Annotated in this window: 3 protein-coding genes and 1 pseudogene; 2 read left to right on the top strand and 2 right to left on the bottom strand. The window is 59.9% G+C overall.

All coding sequences use genetic code 11. From position 1 onward, the window contains the following. Positions 1-147 precede the first annotated feature (147 nt). Positions 148-1,608, top strand: a complete 1,461-nt coding sequence (locus ACIBI9_RS67655) for a polymorphic toxin-type HINT domain-containing protein (protein ID WP_397239614.1) — start codon at positions 148-150, stop codon at positions 1,606-1,608. A 24-nt stretch (positions 1,609-1,632) separates the two neighbouring features. After that, entirely contained in the window at positions 1,633-2,046 is a 414-nt protein-coding gene (locus tag ACIBI9_RS67650) for a hypothetical protein (RefSeq protein WP_397239612.1), read from the top strand. 296 nt (positions 2,047-2,342) lie between these two features. Here ACIBI9_RS67650 and ACIBI9_RS67645 read toward each other — a convergent pair. Then, positions 2,343-3,610, bottom strand: a pseudogene (locus ACIBI9_RS67645) (IS256 family transposase). Positions 3,611-3,739: 129 nt separating this feature from the next. Beyond that, positions 3,740-3,977: transposase (locus ACIBI9_RS67640; RefSeq protein ID WP_397239610.1), on the bottom strand; the 238-nt coding region annotated here is incomplete at its 5' end.

Here is a 3,977-nt window from a genome sequence, read left to right as displayed (position 1 = left end):
ACATGATCCACATTCCCCCGAATGCTGTGTGGTTGATCTTTACCTTCGATCATCTACCCAGAGTGATCATTTCCACACTTAGAGTGATACCCCCCGCCAGGCGTCGACTACCAGACCGCCGCCGATATCTACGCCCAGCACGGCATCATGATTGGGGGCGGAAGCAGCGGCGGCGGAGGCACGTGCATCGGAAGCTGCTATGGAGGCGGCGGTGTCGTCGATGACGCCTGCGTCAGCAGGGGATTCTGCCTCGACAGCGGAGCTATTGAGGTTTTGGACCCGGGCGCGCTTGCAGGAGATGTCGACCCATATGAGAGACTCCGCCTTATACCGGGGCTCGGACGAATCATCGATTGTCTCCAGCAGGGCGGTTGCTCAGACAGCAAGACGAACCGCCGTGCGAATGGGTATGGGAATGTAAATGTCTCAAAAATCCAGGAAGCTAAGGGCGCATCATTTGAGCTTGCCTGTGTGAGCATGTTCGGCTCGGCCGGCTGCGGGGCCGTCAAGGACGCGGCGGCCAAGGCCGCCCTCACCAAGAAATACTTGAATGAGTGCCTTGGCCCCACGTCCGGTATCGAGAGATGCAGGAATTGGCAGCGCGAGCTGGACATTTCCGATAAGCAACTGGAAGAGCTTAATAGGCAGTGGTGGGAATGGAGGGATAAGCAAAAGGGCGGAAGCCTCTGGGACGACCCGGTCTTTGATTTCTTCTTCGGAGACGCAAAGGACTGCGCGAACGGCAGTATCGTTAGCTGTGCGCTCTTTGCTGTGAATTTCGTGCCAGGGGTGGGCGTCGCAGCAAAGAGCGGGGTCAAAGGGCTCACCAAACTTGTCGGCGCGCTCGGGAAGAGCGGTAGCAGAATAGCGAAAGCGTGTAACAGTTTTGTGCCGGGAACCCTGGTGCTGATGGCAGACGGAAGTCGTAAGCCGATCGAGGACGTCCGGGTCGGAGACGAAGTCGTGGCTACCGATCCGGCCTCTGGAGAGACGAAAGCCAAGAAGGTCACTGCGCTGATCAACAGCTCTGGGATGAAGAACCTGGTCGAGATCACGATTACGGCCGAGGTTGGAGGAAAAGTTGATCTCCAGTCAGTGATCGCAACAGCTGGGCATCCGTTCTGGGTGCCTCCCCTGCGAGCGTGGGTTGATGCCACCTACCTTCAGCCGGGAACGTGGCTCCGTACGTCCGCCGGCACGTGGATCCAGATCACTGATGTGAAGAGGTGGACCGGGCAACAGTCAGTACACAATCTATCTGTTGATGATATCCACACCTATCATGTAGCAGTTGGGGCCGTCAGTGTACTTGTCCACAACTCTGCATGTGGTTTGGCGGAAACGGGAGAAGCACTGGCCAAGATTTGGGGTAAGAACCGTGTGACTATCCGCATGAGTGATAAAATGTATACGATCGATCTTAAAGGGAAGAAGCCTCATTTCGACAAGAGTACTCAACAAGAGATTGGTTTCCCTCATGTCAAGATCTACACCCTTCACAAGGGACCCAATGGTAAGGCTAATTGGAAGGAGGGGCCTACGCGAAAAGGGACGTGGGAAGATATCAGAATAGTCAAGAACTACTTTGCGAAGCTTGGCATCAAATAGCTTGAACGAAGGTGGATAACGGTAGTGGTTGGTGCAGTTTTCCTTGACGTAGAGCGATGGGTAGACAGCTTTCCCCGGATCGAGGTGTGCACCGCGTATGGGATCTTCGATCTGCGCAACTATGCTGAGATAGAGGCGATCAATATCGCCCCTCAAATGGCAAGTATGACGCTTGTTTTTCTGTGCTACCCAGATGGCAGGACGGCTGACACGGAAGAGTTCACGGTAATGCTGAAATTTAGTGGAATTCGTGACTTGAGGATCAGTCAGGCCGAAGATTTCGATGTCCGAGCCTGTGCTTTCAAAGGCATCGTGCACGACATTGAGGGTATTCGTTCACGCTTTGTTATTGACCTGGGTGACATGGACTGCGAGTTTCATGCCGAATCGTTTCAGGTCTACAAAGCCGATGGTGTCATTCCTGTGACCTTTCAGTAAACCGCACCTGATTTGAGAGTCAGGCATTGCTTCCGTATCAAAGGCGCGCACCATCTCGGCCCAACAGTGCTCGCCACGACGGGCCAGAGCGGTGTGTACCCGCCGACAGTCGTAGCTTTCCTGCGAGCCCAGCGAAAATCTCGGCGGCCAGAGCGCCTGGCAGGGCTGGGCTGCGCCGCGGTGGCCAAGGCTGGCCGCTCGCGCAATTCGTAGAAGCCCGAGCGGGACATGCCCAGCCAGGCACACATCCGCGTGAACGGTGTGTCCAGTCAGTGGTGTATCTCGATCTTGCTTGATTAGCGGGCGGTCGGGATCAGGCGGTCTTCGAAGGTTATGGCGAAGGCGTTCAGGGCGGCTTTCCAGCGGGTGATCCAGCGTTTGCGTCCCTTGCCGGTCGGGCCGAGGCTCATGATCGCCATGTAGACGCACTTGAGCGCGGCCTGCTCGTTCGGAAAGTGCCCGCGGGCCTTGACCGCCCGCCGGATGCGGGCGTTGACCGACTCGATGGCGTTGGTCGAGCAGATCACCCGGCGGATCTCGGTGTCGAAGTTGAGGAAGGGCACGAACTCGGCCCAGGCGTCCTCCCACAACTTCACGATCGCCGGGTACTTCCCGCCCCAGACCTCGGCGAACTCCAAGAACCGCTCCAGCGCGGCGGCCTCCGTAGGCGCGGTGTAGACCGGCTTGAGCGCCTTGGCGATGGCGTCCCAGTGCTGGCGGGCGGCATACCGGAACGACGCGCGCAGCAGGTGCACCACGCACGTCTGGACGACCGCCTGGGGCCAGACCTGCTCGATGGCCTGCGGCAGCCCCTTGAGACCGTCGCAGACCACCATCAGCGCATCCGCCACGCCGCGGTTCTTGATCTCGGTCAGTACGTGCAGCCAGAACTTGGCGCCCTCGCCGCCGTCGCCGGCCCACAGCCCCCAAGGATGTCGCGCTCGCCATCCACCGTCACCGCCATCGCCACGTAGATCGGCCGGTTGGCGACCTGGCCCTCGCGCAGCTTCACGTGGATGGCATCGATGAACAAGACCGGATAGACGGGGTCGAGCGGCCGGTTTTGCCACTCGGCCATCCCGTCCAGCACCTTGTCAGTGATGGTGGAGATGGTCTGCTTGGACACTTCGGCGCCGTAGACCTCGGCCAGGTGGGCGGAGATCTCGCCGGTGGTCAGGCCCTTGGCGGCCAGCGAGATGACCATCTCATCCACGCCGGACAGCCGCCGCTGCCGCTTGCGCACGATCTTCGGCTCGAAGCTGCCGTCCCGATCGCGTGGCACGCTGATCTCGACCGGCCCGACGTCGGTGATGACGGTCTTGGAGCGGGCGCCGTTGCGGCTGTTGCCTGTCTCGCTTGCACCGCGTTCGTGCTTGTCGTAGCCGAGATGGTCGGTGATCTCGCCTTCCAGCGCGGACTTCAGCACCAGCTTGGTCAGCCGGCCGAGCGGCCCGTTCTCGCCTACCAGTTCCACGCCCTCGGCGCGGGCCTGGTCGACCAGCCGGGCCACCAGCTCCCAATCCGAATCCTTGGCCTTGCTGTCCTTGGGCTGCTTGCGGGCCACGCCGGCGTCCTCCAGGTCGATCTCCGTCGATGCCTGGATCACAGTACTCATCAGGTGCGTTCTCCTTGATCAGGAGTTACACCAATGACCGGGCTCTGTCCCGTAATCGGTGGTGGCGTTAAGTGATCTTCATCGCAGCAGGATGCGGTGGCGCAGAAGGTCGAATCCGGCACGGCCGTGCATCTGTCGCATGATCCTCTTTGTGCGGGTGTTGACGCCTTCGGTTCGGCCGTTGTGGTGGGGGAGGGTGAGGGCGGCGTTCACGGCGTTGAGGTCGAGTTCGAGGCCGTTGGCGAAGCCGTGCAGGTGGGGCAGGTCAGTGGCTCGGAGGGTGGTGATCCAGGCGGTGAGCTTGGCGTCGTTGCTG

The sequence above is a fragment of the Nonomuraea sp. NPDC050451 genome, assembly GCF_044458585.1.
This window is presented reverse-complemented; position numbering and strand designations above follow the sequence as displayed.